General features: G+C 59.8%; 16 protein-coding genes and 1 pseudogene. 5 read left to right on the top strand and 12 right to left on the bottom strand.

Translation table 11 applies throughout. The annotated features are described in order from the left end of the window. Positions 1-62: 62 nt before the first annotated feature. The 4 genes and pseudogenes from BN1130_RS21400 to BN1130_RS20725 all read right to left on the bottom strand — a co-directional run bounded on the left by BN1130_RS21400 (position 63) and on the right by BN1130_RS20725 (position 5100). Positions 63-2999 (bottom strand): beta strand repeat-containing protein, encoded by a 2937-nt coding sequence (locus BN1130_RS21400; RefSeq protein ID WP_232302091.1) that lies wholly within the window; start codon positions 2997-2999, stop codon positions 63-65. 36 nt (positions 3000-3035) lie between these two features. Beyond that, positions 3036-3377, bottom strand: a pseudogene (locus BN1130_RS23250) (Ig-like domain-containing protein); the annotation flags it as partial. 567 nt (positions 3378-3944) lie between these two features. Further along, positions 3945-4436 carry a metal-dependent hydrolase gene (locus BN1130_RS20730; protein ID WP_042044426.1) on the bottom strand — a complete coding sequence of 164 codons (492 nt, stop codon included), beginning with the start codon at positions 4434-4436 and terminating at the stop codon, positions 3945-3947. A 211-nt stretch (positions 4437-4647) separates the two neighbouring features. Continuing rightward, positions 4648-5100 (bottom strand): YaiI/YqxD family protein, encoded by a 453-nt coding sequence (locus tag BN1130_RS20725; protein ID WP_042044330.1) that lies wholly within the window; start codon positions 5098-5100, stop codon positions 4648-4650. Positions 5101-5249: 149 nt separating this feature from the next. Here BN1130_RS20725 and zntB point away from each other — a divergent pair, with 149 nt between their 5' ends. After that, positions 5250-6215 (top strand): zinc transporter ZntB, encoded by a 966-nt coding sequence (gene zntB / locus BN1130_RS20720; protein ID WP_042044329.1) that lies wholly within the window; start codon positions 5250-5252, stop codon positions 6213-6215. A 2-nt stretch (positions 6216-6217) separates the two neighbouring features. Next, positions 6218-6742 carry a mechanosensitive ion channel domain-containing protein gene (locus BN1130_RS20715; protein WP_042044328.1) on the top strand — a complete coding sequence of 175 codons (525 nt, stop codon included), beginning with the start codon at positions 6218-6220 and terminating at the stop codon, positions 6740-6742. Between the two features lie 105 nt (positions 6743-6847). Here the strand turns inward: BN1130_RS20715 and BN1130_RS20710 are convergent, their stop codons facing one another. The 8 genes from BN1130_RS20710 to BN1130_RS20675 form a co-directional block, all read right to left on the bottom strand. Beyond that, complete coding sequence (locus BN1130_RS20710) at positions 6848-7096, bottom strand: hypothetical protein (RefSeq protein WP_042044327.1); 249 nt, start codon at positions 7094-7096, stop codon at positions 6848-6850. A gap of 38 nt (positions 7097-7134) precedes the next feature. Continuing rightward, entirely contained in the window at positions 7135-8946 is a 1812-nt protein-coding gene (locus BN1130_RS20705; RefSeq protein ID WP_042044325.1) for a cation:proton antiporter, read from the bottom strand. A 137-nt stretch (positions 8947-9083) separates the two neighbouring features. Next, positions 9084-9605 (bottom strand): MltR family transcriptional regulator, encoded by a 522-nt coding sequence (locus BN1130_RS20700; protein WP_042044324.1) that lies wholly within the window; start codon positions 9603-9605, stop codon positions 9084-9086. Positions 9606-9666: 61 nt separating this feature from the next. Beyond that, positions 9667-10809 (bottom strand): mannitol-1-phosphate 5-dehydrogenase, encoded by a 1143-nt coding sequence (locus BN1130_RS20695; RefSeq protein WP_042044323.1) that lies wholly within the window; start codon positions 10807-10809, stop codon positions 9667-9669. A 35-nt stretch (positions 10810-10844) separates the two neighbouring features. Further along, positions 10845-12767: a PTS mannitol transporter subunit IICBA gene (locus BN1130_RS20690; RefSeq protein ID WP_042044321.1), complete on the bottom strand. Its 1923-nt coding sequence runs from the start codon at positions 12765-12767 to the stop codon at positions 10845-10847. A 684-nt stretch (positions 12768-13451) separates the two neighbouring features. Then, positions 13452-15473, bottom strand: coding sequence for an exoribonuclease II (locus tag BN1130_RS20685; RefSeq protein ID WP_042044320.1), 2022 nt, complete (start codon positions 15471-15473; stop codon positions 13452-13454). A gap of 114 nt (positions 15474-15587) precedes the next feature. Next, positions 15588-16481 carry a LysR family transcriptional regulator ArgP gene (locus BN1130_RS20680; protein ID WP_042044319.1) on the bottom strand — a complete coding sequence of 298 codons (894 nt, stop codon included), beginning with the start codon at positions 16479-16481 and terminating at the stop codon, positions 15588-15590. A gap of 205 nt (positions 16482-16686) precedes the next feature. Beyond that, positions 16687-17343 carry an acyl-homoserine-lactone synthase gene (locus BN1130_RS20675; protein ID WP_042044317.1) on the bottom strand — a complete coding sequence of 219 codons (657 nt, stop codon included), beginning with the start codon at positions 17341-17343 and terminating at the stop codon, positions 16687-16689. A gap of 59 nt (positions 17344-17402) precedes the next feature. Between BN1130_RS20675 and BN1130_RS20670 the strand changes: the two genes are divergently transcribed. From BN1130_RS20670 to BN1130_RS20660, 3 genes are all read left to right on the top strand, one after another. Beyond that, complete coding sequence (locus BN1130_RS20670; RefSeq protein WP_042044316.1) at positions 17403-18185, top strand: LuxR family transcriptional regulator; 783 nt, start codon at positions 17403-17405, stop codon at positions 18183-18185. Between the two features lie 242 nt (positions 18186-18427). Next, the gene (gene lysE / locus BN1130_RS20665) at positions 18428-19048 is read left to right on the top strand and encodes an L-lysine exporter (protein ID WP_042044315.1); all 621 of its coding nucleotides are present in this window, start codon (positions 18428-18430) and stop codon (positions 19046-19048) included. Between the two features lie 114 nt (positions 19049-19162). Then, the gene (locus BN1130_RS20660; protein ID WP_052448278.1) at positions 19163-21154 is read left to right on the top strand and encodes a bifunctional 2',3'-cyclic-nucleotide 2'-phosphodiesterase/3'-nucleotidase; all 1992 of its coding nucleotides are present in this window, start codon (positions 19163-19165) and stop codon (positions 21152-21154) included. The last annotated feature ends 11 nt before the right edge of the window (positions 21155-21165 follow it).

Here is a 21165-nt window from a genome sequence, read left to right as displayed (position 1 = left end):
GAGGCGATGAGGATAAAAAAAGGGCTCCATCACGGAGCCCTTTGACGGAGTTGTGACGACGGTTAGTTACAACCGCTGAGGGCGGTAACAGTACCAGTCATACCATCTTTACTGGCGACATAGACGATGTTATCGCTCAACAGCACCGTTCTGGTAGAGCCAAGGTTGATGCCAATCAGCGTACCATTCTCGGTCCAGCTCGCCACGTTGGTGAGATCCTGACTGGAGCCGTTGTTGTAGTTACCCGTGGCCCGCAGGGTGATCAGATTGGCAACCGGGATCCCCAGCACCTCGACGACCAGCCCCTTGGTACAGGTCACCGTCAGGCTACTCAGTGAGGCGGCCGACACGGTAAATACCTGGCTACCACTGACGCCAGAGTAAGTGCCTGTGACGGTGGCCGTGCCCGTGCCAACGGCGGTGACCAGGCCTTGCTGAGTCACAGTCAAGACAGCGGTGTTGCTACTGGTCCAGCTAGTCAGATTGGTGACATCTTGCGGACTGCCCACTCCGCTCAGGGTGGCCTGTGCCGAGAGTTGCACACTGGTGCCTGTCACCAGCGTACCGGAGGCGCCTCCTTGAATCGCGACCGAGTTGACCGTAGAAGGCGCTGCCGTGATGGGTGCAGTCGGCTGGCTGTTGACGCCATTGAGGCTGGCACTGATGGTGGCCGTGCCACTGCTGGCTTTGGCCTCGATCCGCCCCTTGTTCAACAGATTATCAACGGCAATCACACTCGCGTTGCTGCTGCTCCATAGAGCCTGATCGGTGACCTCAACCGGTGTTGCCGAGTTGGAGTACTTGGCAAAGGCTTTCAGCTGGCGCTGGATCCCAAAGGGCAGGGTACTCAAGTCCCCCTGTACCGTCAGGCTATCGAGGCTGGGGTTGCTCACGTTGAGAGTCACCGTTTCATCGATAACCCCCAATTGGGCTGTCAGGGTAACCGAGCCAGGCAACAGACTGGTGACCAGGCCATTGACCACAGTCGCCAACAGTGGATTGCTACTGCTCCAGGTCACTTGACTGGTGACATCCACGACCAGACCATTGTCATAGACCGCATTCACCTTGAGCTGGGAGAGCAGTCCGGCAACCAGGTTGGCGGGCACATCCAGGATCTCGAGGCGATCCAGAGTGGGCGAACTGATATCCAGCTGAGCCAAGTTGCTATTGACGCCAGTCAGCGTGGCCTGAACCGTGCCTCCTGCCGTTGCGAGCAAGGCGGTCAGCAGACCATCGGCACCAACCACGGCCGCATTAACGGGTGTTACAGTCCAGGTCACCAGATCGGTGATGTCCGAGGTGGTGCCATTATCGAACAGGCCTATGGCCACTAAAGGCTGGGTCAGCGTCTCAACCAGACTGATGATGGGTGGTGTGATCTGGATGCCGGTTAGTACGGTCGGGGTGACTGTGATGGTCAGTACCTTCGATTGGCCGCCATAGCTGGCGGTAATGCCTGCCGTACCCGGTGCCACCGCGGTGATGAGGCCGCTGGGTGAGACAGTAGCGACCCCTGTGCTGTCACTGACAAGTGCCGCCGATGTGGTCACATTACTACTGGTACCATCGGTGAAGGTGGCTGTGACCGTCAGTTGGGTCGTAGTGCCCGCCGGCAGGGTATTGAGCAGGGCGCCAGTGGTGAGATCCAGGCCACTGTTGATGAGTACGGCACTGGTGACAGTCACCGGCAGGGTTGCGGTTTCGCCATTCAGGGTACCTGTGATGGTGGCGGTGCCAGGGGCAACGGCGGTGACCAGACCAGAGGGGCTGACGGTGGCAACCGCCGTATTGCTGCTGGACCAGTTCACGGAGGTCGTGACATTTTGACTGCTGCCATCGCTATAACTGCCAGTCGCTGCCAGTTGACCTGTGAGGCCCGCAGCCAGGGTCAAGGGGGAGGTTGTAATCACCAAACCATTGGGATTGAGGGTGGCACTGGTGACAGTCACCGAGACAGTCGCTGTTTCTCCACCCAGGGTGCCAGTGATAGTGGCGGTGCCGGGGGCAACGGCGGTGACCAGACCAGAGGGATTGACGGTGGCAACCAGCGGGTCGCTGCTGGTCCAACTGACACTGGCAGTTACATCCCGGCTGCTACCATCGTCGTAGCTGCCGTTAGCTGCGAGCTGAGCTGTCAGGCCGGCGGCCAGGGTCAAGGGAGGTGTCGAGATCGACAGACCGTTCGGGTTGAGGGTGGCGCTAGTGACTGTGACCACCAGGGTGACGGTTTGCCCGTCAAGCGTCCCGGTGATAGTTGCAGTGCCAGGGCCGACGGCAGTGACCAGGCCGGTCAGGCTGACGGTGGCGACAGCGGGATCGCTGCTGACCCAGCTGACGGAGGCAGTGACATCCACAGTGGTGCCATCGCTATAGCTGCCGGTAGCGGCGAGTTGAGCTGTCAGGCCTGCGATCAGGGTCAGAGGCGGGGTGGCAATGGTCAGGCCGCCCTGATTGAGGGTGGCGTTGGTGACGGTGAGACTGAGACTCTTTGTGACGCCGAGCAGGCTGGCGGACAGAGTGGTACTGCCAGTCGCCACGGCGTTGACAAGGCCCAGAGTGCTGATGGTGGCGATGCTGGTATTGCTGCTCAACCAGGCGACCTGGCTGGACACATCCTGAGTGCTCTGGTCGCTGAGAGTGGCAATGGCAGTCAGCTTTTTCGCCATCCCTTTGGCCAGGGTCAAACTGGCGGGGGTGATCTGGATCTGACTCACGGTGGCATTGGTGATGGAGAGACTTATCTGCCCCGTCGCTTCTTGCAAGTGGGCAGTAACAATGGCGGTGCCGCTTGCCTTGCCGGTGACTTCTCCTTTGGCATCGACTGTCAGCAGGGTCGGCTGATTGCTGATCCAGCTGGCTTGAGAAGAGATATCCTTGCTGCTGCCATCAGAGAAGGTAGCCATGGCTTTTAGCTGCAGTTTGAGCCCTTTGGCCAGCTTGGATGCGGGGGCTGTGATCTGAATATTGGTCACGATGGCGCTGGTGGCTTCAAACATAGAGCTGTTACTCGTGACTCCTTGATAGCTGGCGGTGATGGTGGATTGTCCCAACGCCATCGCTTTAGCCAGCCCACTCTCATCTATGGTGGCCACTGAGGGGACAGAGCTGCTCCAGCTCACTTTAGTCGTGAGATCCTCCGTGCTGCCATCGCTGTAGGCGCCTGTCGCCTGATATTGGGTGTCGATACCGAGGGGTATCTGGGGATCTACCTCGGCCCGAGCCTGGGTGCCAACGGGGTTGGTGGTGATTTGGATACTGGCTAATTTCTTGGCAGGACCTGGATTGGGAGCGTTGCTGTCATCTCCGCCACCACCCCCCCCGCCACAGGCGAATAAAGCCAGCGTAAATAATATCGGAAGAAAAATATTAAGCATCCTGCTCATGGAATTTCCCCTTATACACCCTTCGTTTGCATGGATTAAATGGTTAATATGCGTTTAGTAACACGTGAATAGCCGTATAATAAGGTTGGTGATGTCGCACATAACTCTTAATGGTTATGACGTTGATTTATAATGATAATTTTTGGTTTTTGATGACGCTGCCATTGGTTTTTTATGCCTTGAATGGTTATTTCTCATCATGTCCCAACATATCTATCAGGAGGGTTTAACTCGGAGGGTAAATTAATAAATCGGTCTGTCTTGGTATCTAACTTCTTCTATTGATATTAAAAACATTAATTTGTTTTATATGTTTAGGCGAGGTCTTCGAATATCGCCACACGCTACTGGTAGAATAAAAAATAGTGGTTTTTGAAAAAAAGTGCCGTCATTAGTTATATCAGTGGTGGGTATCCTCTTCGGGACAGGGCTGGTTTTTAGGCGTGATTGTGAGACTGCCCGGGGATCACGGGAGCGCTGTTTTGCTGTAGAGGAAGGCCAGTATTGCTGGCAGAGGTAGCGATCAGCACGACCGGAGGGCCACGACGGAGATGGGTTTCAGTAGACCCAATAACCAGCGATCAGCAGGCTCAGGGTACAGAAGCTTGTTTCAATGGCGCCACCGCTCTGGAGTGACCAGCCGGGAAGGCGGTAGCGCTGTTTGAGTGGCCAGAACAGGGGGATACCGGCAGGGGTTAGCCAGTCGCCAAGCAAGTGGCTCAGATAGCCAATGATGAGCGCATCCTTAACCGCGATAGGCACCTTGCCTGCCATCGGGTCGCTGCTCAGTCCCCAGACGCATAATGCCACCGCCAGCAAGCTGTGAGTGAAGCCCCTATGCCCCGTCAGACGGGAGAGGGGGATAGAGATCCAGCGCAGGCGCTGACCCAGAACCGAGTTGGGGTGATCCAGATCAGGCAGCAGCGAACTAACCAGTGCGGCAAGCACCGTCTGGGCCAGATGTGCATCGGCCAGGGCTGGAGTGAGCGGTAGCTTGTGAGCGAGCAGGGCGCAGGTGACGGAGAAGATCAGGTGCCCTTGGGCTGTCATGGTAACCGGGGTGCGAGGTGAGAGGCGGCGCATATTAGCAGCTCAACAGTGTTTGTCGGCAACTATTTGAACCCAGGCGCGGCTCGGATCATCGAGTGCTCGAATCATGAACCATCGCTGACCGGTTTCTGCCCTCCTATCTAGCCAGTCATGGGGTGATCAATCCAGCGTGGCTGGCGATGACTCTCATGGCTGCCGGCTTAAGCCCCTGTCAGCCGAGGCGTCCCTTCTGCAACCAGCGGTCGAGGGCATTGGCGAAGTTCTGTTTGTCCGCTTGGTTGAAAGGTGCGGGGCCACCGGTCTGAACCCCGGCAGATCGCAGCTCCTCCATCAGATTACGCATGCCGAGCCGGGCCTTGATGGTCTCCTTGGTATAGATTTCGCCCCGTGGATTGAGCGCCTCGCCACCGGCATCGATTACCCATGAAGCCAAGGGGATGTCCCCGGTGATCACCAGATCCCCCGGCACGACTTGCTGGGCGATGACGTGATCCGCCACATCAAAGCCCTTTTCTACCTGCTGGGTCTTGATATAGGGAGAGGGGGGGACCCTCAGTCCCTGATTGGCGACCAGGGTGGTCAGCATCTTGGCGCGATGAGCGGCGCGGTAGAGGATCTCCTTGACCGGAGTGGGGCAGGCATCGGCATCGACCCAGATGGGCATGGTTTGGTATCCAGAATATGAAGATGTCTCATCTTATCATGGCTTGGGGCAAAGCTGAGTCGGGGCCCGCTTTGGTGTAAGCTGGGCGACTGCCGCCATGCTGCGGCAGAGGCGAACAATGTCATCCGGCGCAATTGAGAGGAGGTGTCGTGGATCTGGTACCCAATGATGTTATCTATGGTCTGGCCCTGGACGGTAAGGGTGGCCAGCATCCGCTGGGGGCGGGCGCCGAGTTACCGGCCCAGCAACCGAGTTGGTTGCACCTGGATTACGGTAACCCTGAGGCGGCCCGCTGGCTACTGCAGACTCCCTTGCTGGGGGATGTGGCCCGCGAGGCGCTGCTCGGCCAGAGCAATAGGCCCAAGCTGGTGCGGATGGGGGAAACGGTGCTGCTGATCCTGCGCGGCATCAACCACAACCAGCATCACAAACCCGAAGAGATGGTAGCCCTGCGTATTTTCATTACCCCGGACCTCATCATCAGCAGCCGTCGTCGCCCTCTCTTGTCTGAAAAGGATGTGTTCGAACAGTTGCAGCTGGGTGGCGGACCGGATAACCCGGCTGACTGGTTGGTGGAGATCTGCGATGCCCTGACCGATCGCGCCGGCGAGTTCGTCGAAGAGCTGCACGATCAGATCCTGGAGCTTGAGGAGCAGGTGCTGGAGCGGGATCTGCCGACCACGGGGAAGCTGGCCCGCATTCGCAAACAGCTGATCATGATCCGCCGCTACCTCTCCCCTCAACGGGATCTCATCGCGCGTCTCGCCAGCGAGAAGATCAGCTGGTTCGAGGAGGACGACAGGCGCCGTCTGCTCGATATTGCCGACCGCTTGCGGCGCTGGTTGGACGATCTGGATGCAGGGGTCGCCCGCACCGGTGTGCTGGCGGACGAGATCAACAACATGGTGGCGGAGGCGACAAATCGCCGCGCCTATCAGATGTCGGTCATGGCACTGCTGTTTCTCCCTGCCAGCTTCCTGACGGGCCTGTTCGGCATTAACCTGGGGGGCATTCCGGGTGCCGAGAGTCCGCTCGCCTTCTGGGTGTTCTGCGCATCTCTGATCAGTCTGGCCGTGGTGCTCGCCCTCTGGCTCAAACATCGACGCTGGTGGTGACCATGACCCTTTGGCAATCTTTTGGGCTGACCCTGCTGGTATTGCTGGCTCATGGCCTGATCCGGCGCATCATCAGGCGCAGCCTGTTGGTATTGGGGCGCAGCAAGCAGGTGAGCGAGAGCCGGGTCGGCTACGTTGAGCATGTGTTTCACTTCCTGCTTGGCAGCGCCACCCTGCTGGTGCTGGCCGGGGTCTGGGGTCTCGACTTTTCCCGGTTGGTGGTACTGGCTTCCTCCTTCTTCGCGGTACTCGGGGTTGCCATGGTGGCCCAGTGGTCGATCCTCTCCAACATCACCGCCAGCATCACCATCTTCTTCGCCTTTCCATATCGGATCGGAGACAGGATCCGTATTCTCGACAAGGATGATTCCGTTACGGGGGTCATCCTGGAGATAGGACTCTTCTATGTGCAGGTGCGCGATGATCAAGGTGATCTGGTCACCTATCCGGCCAATCTGTTCCTGCAAAGACCGGTACGCAGACTGGAGTCCTCTCCTCATCCCCAAGTGCCTGACCAACCGGAATAGGGGCAGAGCCCTTATCCATTATCTGCAACCTCCTCTTCTCCCTGAGGCTGACGAAAAGACCCCGCCGTGGCGGGGTCTGGGTCATGAGGGGCTGAGTGCCTTGGTTCAGCGCTCAAAGAAGTGATAGAGATGTTCGACCTGGATCGGGCAGTCGGCGACCTTGTGGATGTGATCCCGCGCTTCGTCCACTGTGCCGAAACTGAGCGGCAGGCCGAAGCTGTCGGTCAACTCGAACAGGCGTCCCCCCTCCCCGCGAAACTCGACAATCCAGCCAGGCAGCATGGCATCGTGTACGATTTCTGCCTCCTGTATGCCCTGTTGTCGATAAAGCTGGCGTAGTTCACTGACTGTCATATCGACCTCCTTCTGAGCGACGCGCCACCATGACAAGTCTAGTCTCTGCCGGGATTGGCTTCGCTTTTCACCCCATTTTCCTTGGGGGGTTGCAGCGCAATGACCAACTCCCCCGGCACGGGCGCTATGTTGCCAATGACCACTCGCGGATGCTGTTTGGCATCCAGAATGAACATGGGGACTGCGCCTGGGTTGGCCGTCTGGTACGCGCTCCAATCGAAGGTCTCCGAGAGTCGGGTCGCCTTGATCTGGCCACCCCGGGCCAACATGCCGCTCAGTCGGGCAAAGTTGACGTCGCTGCCAAACAGCACCTGGCGTGCCCGGAAGGTGGCACTCTCCCGGTTGGCTTTGCCATGTTGATCGCTCGAGCGCAGTGAATAGATAGTCTCCTCGCCAAACTGGTGGGAGAAATGCAGCACCCCCAGGGCATTGTTGTGGCGGCTGGGGGAGAGCGCCAGCACTGTGCTGATGCTGGTGAGTGGCAGATGCAGTTCAGCATGCTCGGACTGGGGATTCCCGAAGTAGCAGGGCAGGTTGCTCATGCGGGCCAGCTTGCAGTTCTCCCAGGCCGGATCCGACAGATAGACGGGCACACCCTGATCCGCCAGGGCCTTGCCGATGGCGCGCGCCACCGAGTTGGCGCCGATCAGCAGCCAGGTGTTGGGAGTGGGTTGGCGCATGCCGAGAAGGCCAGCCAGCGGCGCCGAGGTGAGGCTCTGCAGTACCACGGTCGAGATGATGACGGCGAATACCAGAGGTACCAGCTTACCCGCATCCGGGATCCCGGCTTCACTGAGGCTGATGGCAAAAGAGGCGCTGACCGCAGCGGCAACGATGCCCCGTGGCGCTATCCAGCTGAGCAGGGCGCGGGCTCGCCAGGGCAGGGTCGAGTTGTGGGTCGAGACCAGGATACAGAGCGGGCGGGCCACGAACTGCACCACGCACAGCAAGACCAGCACCATGGGGCCGAGCTGCCAGAGCTGGGCCAGGTCGAGGCGCGCGGCCAGCAGGATGAACAGGGTAGAGATCAGAATGACGGCAAGATCCTCCTTGAAGGCCAGCACCTCTTCCAGATCCAGACCATCCTGGTTGGCGAGCCAGATGCCAAAAACCGTCACTGCCAGCAGGCCGGATTCATGACTGAGCCAGTCGGACAGGGTGAAGGTGGCGAGTACCAGCGCCAGCACTCCGAACTTGTGCAGCGTGACCGGCAGCCAGTCCTTGCGGATGATGAGAGTGGTGATCCAGCCTGCCGCCACCCCGATGAAGGAACCTATGCCGACGGTCTTGGCCAGGGCCCAGAGGGTATGGGTCACCATCTCCTCCTGGCTGCCGAGCAGTACAGCCTCGAAGATCAATACCGCGAACAGGGCACCGATGGGATCGATGACGATCCCCTCCCAACGCAAGATCTTGTCCACCTCCTTGACCGGGCGGATCACGTTCAGCATGGGCGCGACCACGGTCGGTCCCGTCACCACCAGCACGGCACCGAGCACCATGGCGACGCGCCAGTCCAGACCGAGCAGGAAGTAGCTGGCCGCCCCTATCACCGCGAAACTGGTCAGCATGCCGATGGAGCAGAGATTGCGCACCACCTTGCCTATGCCCTTGAGCTCGGCCAGATGCAGGGTCAGGGCTCCCTCGAACAGAATGATGGCCACCGAGAGGGAGACCAGGGGAAATAGCAGCTCGCCGAGCAGCAGATCCGGGTTGAGCACGCCGGTCACAGGGCCAAGCACCAGGCCGGTCAGCAGCAGAAACAGTATGGCGGGGACCCGCAGGGCCCAGGCCAGCCACTGGGCAAGCAGGGAGATCAGCGCGATCCCCGCTAACGAGAGTGCGGTCATGGTTACCTCATATAAAGGGAGTAGAAAGGGAATGACAAGATGACTATATGTCAGCCTGACACCCTAACTCGAATGAGACAACTGGATCCGTGATAAGAGGAGGGAGTCCTGGGGATGGGGAGCGGATGTCAACGCGGTTAGATCGGACTCTCCTTGTGGAGCTCGCCGACGCAGTGGGCGACGGCCAGCACCAGGGAGGAGCGCACCATTTGATCCTGACGGGCGAGCTGCATCTGATAGAAGGCCCAGTCCTCTTCCGAGGCGGGAGGCTCCAACTCGTGGAGGCCTGCGCGGTTGATGCCGTGCAGTCTATCGAGCAGATCGCGCACGGGTTTGTCGCTAAAACGGTAATCCTTGGGGTCGCGTACCAGAAAATCGCGGATCTTCAGGTAGACGTCTATGTCCTGATAAAGTTCGAGGGAGACCAGACCGAGGGCAAAAATGAGCTTGAGGCGCACCTCTATCTGGCCGAGAGGGCCACTCTGGTTGAGCAGGGGTTCGATGGCGTATTTGACGGCATACTCTTCCTGGCGGAAGGCTCGGCGCATCAGAGAGTCCACCGCTTCTTCCAGGAGGGTGACGACCTCGAGAAAGAAGCCGCGCGGGCCATCCTGCTCGTTGAGCCGTTCCAGTACCTCATCTTCCTGGTGTGTGGTCATAAATCGATAGGGTCCAGCTAGTCATGAGCAGAGAGGGAGGATTCCCTCTCTGCGAGTCCGGTCAGAGTGCCTGGTAGCGGGCCGTGATGGCGGCGATCAATGGGCTCTGCGGGTCCAATCCCGACACCCTGGCCAGGGTGGCGGCAACGCCATCGGCGATAATGGCGGCCTGCAGTTCGACGGCTTGCGGGTCTTCGTCATTGTGATAACGCAGCGCCGCCGCAATCCCTTCCTGCAATCCCTCATTGGGAAGGCCGTATTCCAGGGTACCGAGCAGGGGCTTGATCAGTCTGTCGTGCTCTCCCAGCTTGCGCAGGGGCTGGCGGCCGACCCTGTCCACCTCGTCCACCAGATAGGGGTTGGCGAAGCGGGCCAGTATCTTCTCGATATAGGCGGCGTGCAGGCGCGGATCGAAGCCGTAGCGTTGCACCAGCACGGCCCCGCTCTCCTCCATGGCGCGGCGCACCTTGCTGCGGATCACCGGATCCTCGATGGCCTCGCGAATGGTGTGATAGCCCATCAGCTTGCCGAGGTAGGCGGTGATGCTGTGACCTGTGTTGAGGGTAAAGAGTTTACGCTCGACGAAGGCCATCAGGTTGTCCGTGGTCTCCATGCCCGCCACCTGCGGCAGTGCTCCCTTGAATTGGGTCTGGTCGACGATCCACTCGCTGAAGCTCTCCACCGTCACTTCCAGCGGATCATCGTTGGCGGCGGCGGGAGGCACGATGCGATCCACCGCCGAATCCACGAAGCCGACACAGGATTCGAGGGTGGCATGATACTCGACCGGCAGGTACTTGAGTACCTCCTGCTTGAGGTGAGTGGTACCGCGCACCATGTTCTCGCAGGCAATCACGTTGAGCGGGCTGAGATTGCCTGCCACGAAGCGGGCCTCCAATCCCTTGGCCAGGGTGCTGGCAATCTTGTCCAGTATGTTGGGACCCACCGCGGTGGTGACCAGGTCGGCGGTGACGATACGGGCGATCACCTCCGGGCCTGAGGAGCTGACCGCCGCGACGTTGCGCACTGTGTCCAGCTTCTGATCCGCACCCACCACATGCACCTTGTACTCCTGGCGGTGGTTGAGCTGGTCGATCAGGGTCTCGTTGACGTCGGCGAAGGTGACCTGATGGTCGGCGTCGGCCAGCAGTTTTCCGATGAAGCCACGGCCTATGTTACCGGCACCAAAATGTAATGTTTTCATAAAATCAACCTCTTAAACCAATGATGTGGGCGGGATCAGGCAGCTTGTTCGCCACCCAGCAGGTCCAGGAACTCCTGAGGATCCAGGGTGCTGGCCAGGCGGTCGATAAGACCGGGCTCATCCAGTGCATTGGTCAGGCGGGTTATCACCTGAATGTGTTCATCGTTGCGGGCGGCGATGCCAATCACCAGGCGGGCCACCTCGTCCGCGGCTTCACCGAAGGCGACGCCAGCCGGGTATTGGCAGATGACGATACCGGTACGGATCACCTTCTCCTTGGCGGCTATGGTGCCGTGGGGCACGGCGATGGACTCGCCAAGATAGGTGGAAACCAGCTGCTCGCGCTCCAGCATGGCATCCACATAGCTGGCCTCGACATAGCCGCGCTCGGCCAGCAGGGCACCGGCGGCCTTGATGGCAGCCTCTTTGCTGTCGGCCATGAGACCAAGCTGGATATCCTGGCGGCTCAGGGTGAACACCTGGGCATCCTGCGGCTCATAGTTGTCGTCGTTGGCCGCAACCAGCAACTTGGGGTGGGCCACATCGTCGTTGGCGGCCTGGCTCAGCTCCTGCACCATGGCCTGATAGAGGCCGTTGTCGAGGAAGTTGGTCAGGGAGATATGGCGAGCATTCGGTGCGTGGCGACGAGCGCGCTCGGTCAAGTCCTGGTGAGTAATGACCCAGTCCACCTGATCGTCGAGCTGGTCGATGGCGCGATTGGTGACACTGATGTCGAGGCCGGCGGCCTGGACCCGCTTGCGCAGCATGCCGGCGCCCATGGCGCTGGATCCCATGCCCGCATCGCAGGCGACCACGATATTGCGTACGGTCAGCAGCTCACCACTCGGGTGCTTGGCGGCGACGGTGTCGGTTTTACCGCCCTTCATGGCTTTCATTTTACGGGTGGCTTCACCCAGGGCGTCGGCCTCGTCGGCTTCTGGCTGCTGGGCGCGGACAAAGACGGCGGCAACCAGGAAGGAGACCAGGGTGGCGCTGATGATGGAGAGGGCGACCCCGATCAGGGAGGCTTTCGGCGTCATCAAGAGCACGGCGAAGATGGAGCCCGGCGAGGCAGGGGAGACCAGACCCGCATTGAACAGGGTCAGGGTGAATACCCCGGTCATGCCACCGGCGATCACCGCCAGGATGAGGCGCGGGTTCATCAGCACGTAGGGGAAGTAGATCTCGTGGATGCCGCCGAAGAAGTGAATGATGGAGGCACCGGCAGCGGACTGCTTGGCCGCGCCACGACCGAACACCATGTAGGCCAGCAGCACGCCCATGCCCGGGCCCGGGTTCGCTTCGATCAGGAAGAAGATGGACTGGCCATGCTCGGTTGCCTGCTGAATGCCCAGCGGCGAGAAGATACCGTGGTTGATGGCGTTGTTGAGGAACAGGATCTTGGCCGGTTCAACGAAGATGGAGGTGAGCGGCAACATGTGGTTTTCCACCAGGAAACCCACACCACCCGCCAGCAGGCCGGAGAGCACCTTGACGAAGGGGCCGATCACGAAGAAGGCGAGTATGGCGAGCAACATGCCGATGATGCCTGCGGAGAAGTTGTTGACCAACATCTCGAAGCCGCTCTTGACCCGACCTTCCATTGCCTTGTCGAAACGCTTGATGGACCAGCCACCGAGCGGGCCGACCATCATGGCACCCATGAACATGGGGATGTCGGTACCCACGATCACACCCATGGTGGTGATGGCGCCAACTACGCCGCCCCGTTCACCGCCAATCAGCTTGCCGCCGGTATAGCCAATCAGCAGTGGCAGCAGGTAGGTGATCATGGGACCAACCAGCTTGGCCAGTGTCTCACTGGGCAGCCAGCCGGTAGGAATGAAGAGGGCTGTGATGAAGCCCCAGGCGATGAATGCCCCTATATTGGGCATGACCATATTGGACAGGAAGCGTCCAAAATTCTGTATCTTGACTTTGGTATCCGGTGATAACATGACGGCACCCCGTTTTGAGCCAGTGTGATTAAAAGTGGTAGTCGGGATAACGGGTTTTGCCGAACCCTCATCCCTGTCGTCTAAGCAACTTCAATCTACCACTTCATGATCTGATTGGGCTGAAAACGGGGTGTCTTGTGACCCACCTCTCAAATACCTGGTCTACCCCCCTCCCATGGCAGTGATGTCGATCACATCTCTTCGCTGTACCTTGGCTACATTTCGATCTTTTCTGCCATGAGTGGCTTTTTAATGTGACCTGCATCACTTTATCTCGTTTGCGCAAACCTCATGTCAATGTGATTTTGGTCACATATCCATGATTTGTATTCAATCGAGACAGTGTGTGCGGTGCGTTATCTCGTGTTCACACCGATGGATAGATCGGCATTAACTGCTAATCACCAATGAATCACTTATTTTGTAACCCACTTTCAGTTTCTCACGCTGGCGTTCGGCCAAACCCGTCGCACATTGGGGGACTGTTTGGATCTCGCGTGAGGCGTTCAGCCCCGGTCAGCGAGTATGGGCTCAAGGGGCGTTGCCCCCACTGGCCCTGGATGCCGCATTCATCAGCTGGCCGCCGAGCGTTGAGGCCATCGTCATCGCGGCGATGGGTCTATCGCGGCCATAGAAAAGCCCGCAGGGTTGCGGGCTTTGGGGATCGAGCTGTTGGCTTCGCGTTTATTCGGCCTTGGGGGCTGTCTCTGCCGGTGCTTCCGTACTCTCGGTGACCACAGCCACCGGGGCCGGGCCTGGCACCAGCGCGACGGCGGGCTTGGCAATGAGGGAGCGGGTCTCTTCCACTGCTTCGGTCAGCTTGACCTCGATGACCTGGCCCAGCTCATAGACCACCTCTGTCTTGTCGAGGTAGACGCGGCTGTTGTCCCAACTGCACTCCAACCTCTCCTTGTTGTCGAGGATATGGCGGGCGGGCATGAAGACCACGGCGCCATTCTCCTGCAACCTCAACTTGAGCCCGGCGCGCATCACATCGATGATCTCGGCATTGAAGATCTGCTCGGTACCCGCGGCGCTCTGCAGGAAGCGGACATAGAGCCAGTCGCCGATACCGCGCTCCACCATGCGGTGCAGACGGCGGCAGGCGGTCAGGTGCTCGGTCAGCTCCAGACTGGGGCGCGGGCCCGGGGTCTTGCCTGCGATCACGGCCTTGAGCAGACGGTGGTTGACCATGTCGCCGTACTTGCGAATGGGCGAGGTCCAGGTGGCATAGGCATCCAGCCCCAGGCCGTAGTGGGCACCTGGCTCGGCGGACATCAGTGCGTAGCTCTGGAAGCGGCGGATCTTGCCATCCAGCCAGCGGGTATCGAGGTTGTCTATCCAGCGGCGCAGGGCGCAGAAACCGGTGAGGCTGGCGATATCTTCCTTCTCGAACGGCGCCTCGGCTGTCTTGAGCAGCTCCATGGCGCCATCGAGTGACTCCTCATCGAAACCGGTGTGGACGTTGAAGATGCCGTAGCCAACCTGCTTGCCCAGTACGCGACCGGCACAGATGTTGGCGGCGATCATCGACTCTTCGATCATCCGGTTGGCGATGCGGCGCGGTTCGACGTGGATGGCCAGCACGGCGCCGTTTTCACCCAGTTCGAAGTCGTAGTCGGGGCGGTCCGGGAACACCAGGGCGTGCTCGGTACGCCAGGCGATGCGCGCCTCGGTCATGGCCTTCATCAGCGGCAACTGGGCCATGACGCCAGCGTCTATGGTCAGCTCCTTGCCATGTTCGGCCCAATCGGAGACGTCGTCGTAGCTGAGGCGAGCATGGGAGTTGATGCGAGCGGCGAAGAACTCGGTCTCTTCGAGCAGCAGGCCATCTTCGGCGATCAACAGGCGGGCGCACAGGGTATTGCGCTCCTCGCCCTCTTTCAGGGAGCAGAGCTCATCGGAGAGGGTGCGCGGTATCATCGGCACGTTGCGGCCCGGCATATAGACGGTGAAGGCGCGCTGGGCGGCTTCCTTGTCCAGTTCGCTGCCTTCGGCCACATAGGCGGTCGGATCGGCGATGGCGACCAGCAGTTCCCAGCCGTTGTCCAGTTTGCGGATGGCCAGGGCGTCATCCATGTCCTTGGTCTTGGCGCCATCTATGGTGAAGAAGGGCACTTGAGTCAGGTCGGTGCGCGGCAGCTCTTCCTCTTCAATGACGTTCCACTCGGGCAGGTCGGCCGGTTCTATCTGGGCCAGGCTGTGACGGGCCAGTACCACCCACCAGGGCACATTGTGATCGTCCTTGTCGGCGATGAGCTCGGTGATCTCGGCGGAGAAATTACCGTCGGCCAGGGCATGGCGCTTGAGGGTGGCGACCACCCAGTCCCCTTCCTTCAAGGATTTTTCGTCCAGTCCCTTCTTGGTGCGAGCCTTGATGGCATCCTTGATAAGGGGGTGATCTGCCACCACGTTGAGGCGGTCGCGGAACATCTTGACGCGGCCGACGAAGCGGGTCACCGCCTGCTCCAGCAGGGCATCCGGCTCGGCCACTTCCTTATCTTTTTCGGTGCGGATCAGGGCACTCACGCGATCCCCGTGCATCACCTTCTTCATGTAGGGGGGCGGCACGAAGTAGCTGGTCTTCTCATCCACCTCCAGGAAGCCAAATCCCCGATCGGAGGCGCGGATCACCCCTTCTTTCTTGGGGATGTTTTCGCGGATCTGTTGTTTGAGCTGGGCCAGCAAGGGATTGTCTTGGAACATATGTGAGGAACCTGAGTGAAAACCTGATGAAGAATCGCCCAGCACTATACGTTTTTCACCCCGCAAAGCCAAGGTGACTGGGCCGATCCCGGGTTGGTCAGGGGTTGGCCGGGCTCAATTCAGGGCGGCCTGCCCCTGGCTTATCAGACGTTGGGAGATCTGTTTGTGCAGGCCTCGCTCCAGCAGCCAGCGGTGCCAGTAGAGGGTCTCTATCAGGTGACGGTCCGGGCAGAGATCCAGCAGGCGGCCTGACTGGAGCTGGGCGCGGATCTGCAACTCCGGGATGAGGCAGTAGGCCAGCCCCTGCTCGGCCATGGCGACGAAGGCCTCGGAGGAGTGAACTATGTGGCAGGGATAGCCGCCGGGTTCGAGGCCAAACTCGCGGCGCAAGAAACTGATGTGCATGTCATCCCGGGGATCGAAGGCGACCCCGGGGGCCTTGGCCAGGGCTTGAGGGGTGAGGCCTTCTGGAAAATGGCGAGCCATGAAGGCCGGGCTGGCTGTCAGGACGTAACACATCTGGCCGAGCGCATCGACGCTGCAGCCAGGCAGTGGCTGCGGATGCAGGCTGACGGCACCGAATGCCTGGCCCTCGCGTACCTTGTCCAGGGTGCGGCTCTCATCATCGACCAGCAGGTTAAGCTCGATGGGAAACTGCTCCAGCAGGGGGGCCAGGGCCGGTAGAAACCAGGTGGCCAGGCTGTCGGCATTGACCGCTATGCTGATGCGGATCGGGGCCTGGGGGCTGGCGGGGGTCAGTTCGCTGCTGAGCTCCTGTTCGAGCTGACGTACCTGACGGTAGTGAGCCAGCAGCTTCTGCCCCAGTGGCGTTGCCTGTAGCGGCTGGCTGCGGATGATGAGAGGCTCGGCGAATTGCTGTTCGAGCTGCTTGATGCGCTGGGAGATGGCGGATTGGGTGATGTGCAGGCGCTGGGCGGCACGATCGAAGTTCTGCTCCTGCATCACGGCATCCAGGGCCAGCAGCAACTTGTAGTCCAGAGCCTTCATCAATATCCCTTATCAATATGACGATTCAGAAGTCACTCTACTATCGGCATCGAGGGGGAGGCAAGCAGACTGTGGTGTTCGGCCCTGCCCCATGGTGGCCGCATTTAACACTGTTAAAAGTGACAGTAGCTGTCAGGGATCCAAAAGAAGATACTCCTTTGTGTCCGCTTCTGCGTGGGGTGGGATCGGACCTAGCGTGAGTGCTTTATCCCGGGATCTTCCCGGGATTTTTTATGGGGTCGGAATGGGCCGCCGTGCCCTGGTCTGCATAGAGGCCGCGTAGCGGACGCGCGACGGCAGCGGCGAAACGTTCGTCGAGCAGGAAGCGGATGCCGACGCCGCGCACGGCACCCAGATCAACGGCTTGCCGGTGGCCGAGCCGCTCAATCGGCAGGCCGAGTCGACGAAAGATGCGCTCCACCGGCAGACTGACCACGGCGACCAGCTCACGGATCTGCTGGGCGAGGGCGAAGGCATACACCTCACGGAAGATGACGCAGGTGAGTTCGCTCACCCCATTGTCGAGTCGCGGCGCCCGGCTGGCATCGATGGCGAGCCGAGTCAGCTCCCAGACATCCTGATGACGAGGTGGGGCCTCACCGGCGAGGGCGGCGGGGAAGATAGTGGGCAGCATGTAGTCCTGGGCACAGCTGAGCAGGCGGATGCAGCCGCACAGACCCTGTTCATCTTCGATCAGAACCCAGTGAGTGTCAGGACCATCGAAATTATCTCGCTCCAGGCCGGAATGGGATTCGACATCCCACTGAAGCCTTTCGTTGAAAACTCGGTTTCTAAAGGTATATAGGGAATTTTCTACGGATTTATCTCGATGTTTGCTCAGTTTTCCCTTGAAAACACGCATTCTGCTCACTCCATATCCAGGAAGGGCGTTATACTCACGGACTCGGGAAGGGGATTGAAATGAAACAGGCTCAACTGCTGGAATACCTTGAACTGTTCACCAGGGTCATGGATGGAGATCAACTGTCTGAGCTGATTGGGCGTTTCGCGCTCGGCATGGGGTATGACTATTATCGCTTCGCGCTGATCCTGCCGATGTCGATGCAGCGTCCCAAGGTGGTGCTGTTCAACCGCTGCCCCGACTCCTGGATCCAGGCTTATACGGCCCACCATATGCTGGCTCGGGATCCCATCATCCAACTCGCCCGCCATCAGACTCTGCCTATCTACTGGAACCAGCTCGACGAGAAGGCGAGCTTCCTGCAAGCGGGCAGTCTGGATGTGATGAGCCTGGCCGCCGAATTCGGTCTGCGCAACGGCATCTCTTTCCCGCTCCATGGCCCGACTGGTGAGAGCGGCATTCTCTCCTTCATCACCCGGGAGCGAGCCTCCAGTGACCTGTTGTTGGAGTCTTCCCCGGTGCTCTCCTGGATGTCGACCTACATTTTCGATGCGGCGCTGCGCACCGTGCGACTCGGATTGCCGGCAGGGGCCCAGCAGGAGGTGTTGACGGGGCGCGAGACCGAGTGCCTCTCCTGGGCCAGCGAGGGTAAAACGTCCGGTGAAATCGCCAGCATCCTCGGCATCACCGAGCGAACCGTGAATTACCATCTCAATCAGGTGACCCGCAAGACGGGTTCCATCAATCGCTATCAGGCCATCGCCAAGGGCATGAGCAGCGGCATACTGGTGCCCAATCTGGAAGAGGTCGTGGTCACCAATTTTCCGCGTCAGCTGCAATAACCCGCATTCAGCAGAGCTCATCTCTTTCTCTTCCATAGGGCCCAGGCGGCCTGCATTATCGGGAGGGATCTCGCCCTCGACCATTGTCAGATCTGGCAATTGACAGCCAGAAGCCGATCGCCGTCACGTTCAGGTCGGAGCCCTTTTATTAAATTTTTGAATCAATGAGAAATTTAATGAATTTCTCTTAAATAACCCCATCTCGCATACTGCCGCCATCTTCACTGAGAGACCTTGAACCCATGATGGCGACCAGCTTGCAGGGCTTTGTATTAGGCCTTGCCATGATAATCCCAATCGGAGCCCAGAATGCCTTTGTGCTGAGCCGGGGCATTCACCGCAACCACCACCTGCTGACGGCGACCCTCTGCTGCCTGTGCGATCTCGTGCTGATCGGGATTGGCGTATTCGGCGGCGCCAGCTTGCTGGCGGCCAATCCACTCGGACTGGCGCTGCTGACCTGGGGCGGCGTGTTATTCCTGAGCTGGTTTGGTGTGCGCTCCCTGCGCAGCGCCTGGCGCGGGCAGGGGGCGGCCCTGGCGGATTCGGCCCAACTGATGGGGGTCAGGAGCGTGCTGGCCATGACCCTGGGCGTTACCCTGCTCAACCCCCATGTCTACCTGGATACCCTGATGCTGCTCGGCTCCCTCGGCAGCCAGTTTGCCGAGCCGTTGCGGCCCGCCTTCGCCGCGGGCGCCATGCTGGCATCCCTGGTCTGGTTCTATGGTCTGGCCTTTGGCGCGGCGGCACTTTCCCCTTGGCTTGCCCGGGGAAAGGTACAGCAAGCTATTGATGTTGTTGTGGGTTTAATCATGATTGCCCTGGCACTGCAGCTGGCGATTGGCGCACTGACGGCCTCATAAGGCTATTTTTGTGTCGAGCTTCATAAAAATGAGTCCAGGTTCCATCTGCTGACATATTCGTCTGTTAAATTCCCGTTGCTGGTAAAGCAATACTCATAATAAAAGGGAAAAACAGTGAATAAAGCCACGAAGCTGGGCGCTATCGCAGCCATTGTGCTGTTGTCTGCCTGCAGCAATGAAAATGACAGCAAGGCGCAGCCGGGAGCCGTCTCCCTGCGCCTGATCCAGACCTCCGACATCCACTCCAACGTGCTGGGGTATGACTACTACCAGAACAAGGAAGACCGCAAGTTCGGCCTCTCCCGTACCGCGCTGCTGATCCGCGCCGCCCGCGCCGAAAACCCCAACAGCCTGCTGCTCGACAACGGTGACCTGATCCAGGGTACGCCGCTGGCGGATTATATCTTCGAGCAGTCCGGCGCCGGTTACCTCGACAAACAGGCCCACCCGGTGTTCAAGGTCATGAACGAGCTCGGCTATGACGCCGGCAACCTCGGCAACCACGAGTTCAACTACGGGCTGGAGTACCTCGGCAAGGTGTTGGCGGGGGCCAACTTCCCTTACGTGAACGCCAACGTGTTCGAGGCGGGTGCCTTCAAGCGCGATGCCAAGGGGCAGATCGACTGGAGCGGCAACAGGTTCACCCCTTATCTGCTGCTGGATCGCCAGGTGACCGATGACAAGGGTCAGTCCCAGACCATCAAGGTCGGCATCCTCGGGCTGACGCCACCCCAGGTGCTGCAGTGGGACAAGCGTCATCTGGAAGGCAAGGTGGTGGTGGCCGACATGGTCGAGACCGCCAACCACTATGTGCCCGAGCTGCGCGCCAAGGGCGCCGATATCGTGGTAGTGGTCGCCCACACCGGTATCAACGCCAGCAGCTACGAGGCCATGATGGAGAACTCCGCCTGGCATCTGGCCAAGGTGAAGGGGGTGGATGCCCTGATGCTGGGTCATGCCCACAAGAACTTCCCGGGCGACTTCCCGGACTTGCCGGAGGTGGACAACCAGGCCGGTACCCTGAGCGGCATCCCGACCGTGATGCCCGGCTATTGGGGCAATCATCTGGGCATCATCGATCTCAAGCTGGAGCAGGTGAACGGCAAGTGGCAGGTGAAGCAGAGCCAGGCCAGCCTACGCAAGATTGACTCCAGCGAAGACAGCGCCGTGGATCAGCGGGTGGTCGATCTGGTGCAGACAGACCACGATGCCACCAACCAGTGGCTGGACGAGCCGCTGGGCAAGATAACCTCGCCCATTCACAGCTTCTTCGCCCTGGTGCAGGACGATCCTTCGGTGCAGCTGGTGAGCGATGCCCAGCGCCAACATGCCGAGCAGTTGCAACAAGACGGTCTGCTCAAGGAGTCCTACCCGATCCTGTCGGTGGCGGCCCCCTTCCGCGGCGGGCGTAACGGCATCAATGACTTCACCTATGTGGCCCAGGGGGACATCTCCCTGCGCAACGTCTCGGATCTCTACATCTACCCGAACACCCTGCAGGTGGTCGAGGTGAACGGGGCCACGGTCAAGGAGTGGCTGGAGATGAGTGCCGGCCAGTTCAACCGGATCGACACCGCCCAGAGCGGGGTGCAGTGGCTGGTGAACGAAAGTTTCCCCACCTACAACTTCGACGTGATCGATGGTGTGAACTACGAAGTGGATATCACCCAGCCGGCCCGTTACAGCAAGGAGGGCGCCAGGGTGAGTGACGGTCAGCGCATCAGCGGCCTCACCTTCAACGGCCAGCCGTTGGATCCGGCCCAGAAGTTCTACGTGGTGACCAACAACTACCGCGCCAGCGGCGGCGGTCACTTCCCGGGGATCGATGGCAGCAACATAGTGCATGAAGATCCCTTCGAGACGCGGGAGATCATCGCCCAGTACCTCAAGTCCCAGTCTGCTGCCAATCCGGCGGGCTTCAGCCCGGCAGCCAACAACAACTGGCACATGAAGGCGTTACCAGCGGGGGTTGACGTGCGGCTCTACTCCTCGCCGAGCGATGAGGCCAAGGCCCTGGCCGGTGCGGATCTTGAGTACCAGTCCACCCTGGCGATGGACGATGCCAAGCATCCCGGTTACGCCATCTACCGGCTGATCCGCCAGTAATTCAGGCGCGG

Source organism: Aeromonas rivuli (genome assembly GCF_000820045.1).
In the GTDB taxonomy this organism is placed as follows: Bacteria; Pseudomonadota; Gammaproteobacteria; order Enterobacterales; family Aeromonadaceae; genus Aeromonas; species Aeromonas rivuli.
The sequence above is the reverse complement of the archived record's forward strand: the minus strand, read 5'-3'. Positions and strand labels throughout refer to the sequence as shown.